The organism is Rhizobium esperanzae, from assembly GCF_002204185.1.
GTDB classification, from domain to species: domain Bacteria; phylum Pseudomonadota; class Alphaproteobacteria; order Rhizobiales; family Rhizobiaceae; genus Rhizobium; species Rhizobium esperanzae.
The window spans coordinates 1-854 of record NZ_MXPU01000065.1 but is presented as its reverse complement, the minus strand read 5'-3'; the positions used below and the strand labels follow the sequence as shown (position 1 = coordinate 854).

Below are 854 nucleotides of genomic sequence, written 5' to 3'. Positions count from 1 at the left end.
TCGCCGTGGCCGTGGCGCCGGCGCTGTCGCGCATCGTGTAGCTGAAGACATCGCTCAGCGTGTTGGTCGACTGTCGCAGCGCCTGAACGGTCGCATTGTTCTCGTTGACCGCATAGCTATAGGTACCCGATGCATTGAGCACGAGACTGCCATAGGTGCCGTTCAGCGCCGAGCCGAGCGTACCTGACGTCGTCCCGAAACGGACTGCCGTGACGGTCTTGGTGTCACCGGTATCCGGATCGGTGTCGTTGGTCAGCACGTTGCCGCTCGCAACCACGCCGCCCGAGCCATTGGCCACTCCGCCCTTCTCGGTCGCATCCCCTGTATCGGCAACCGCCGTCGGCGTCGTGTTGCCTGATGTCGACACGGCAATGTTGAAGGTCTCGTTGGCGGCAAGGCCGCCAAGATCGGTTGCTGTCACCTTGATGCCGTAAGTGCCCGACGTCGTCGGCGTGCCGGAGAAGGTGCGCGTCGAGGCGTTGAAGCTCAGCCAGGAAGGCAGCGCCGTGCCGTCGGCGGCCGTTGCCGCATAGGCCAACGTGTCGCCGCTGTCGAAATCGGTGAAGGTGGTCGTCGGCAGCGAGAAGGAGAAGGCAGAGCCGACGGTGGCATTCTGGGTCGTCGTCTGGACGGCCAGCACCGGTGCATCGTTGGCGCCATGGATGGTGATCGTCAGGTTCGCCGTGGCCGTGGCGCCGGCGCTGTCGCGCATCGTGTAGCTGAAGACATCGCTCAGCGTGTTGGTCGACTGTCGCAGCGCCTGAACGGTCGCATTGTTCTCGTTGACCGCATAGCTATAGGTACCCGATGCATTGAGCACGAGACTGCCATAGGTGCCGTTCAGCGCCGAGCCG

Annotated in this window: 1 protein-coding gene; it reads right to left on the bottom strand. The window is 63.8% G+C overall.

The genetic code is table 11. From position 1 onward, the window contains the following. Positions 1-854: putative Ig domain-containing protein (locus tag B5E41_RS30940; protein WP_176439531.1), on the bottom strand; the 854-nt coding region annotated here is incomplete at both ends.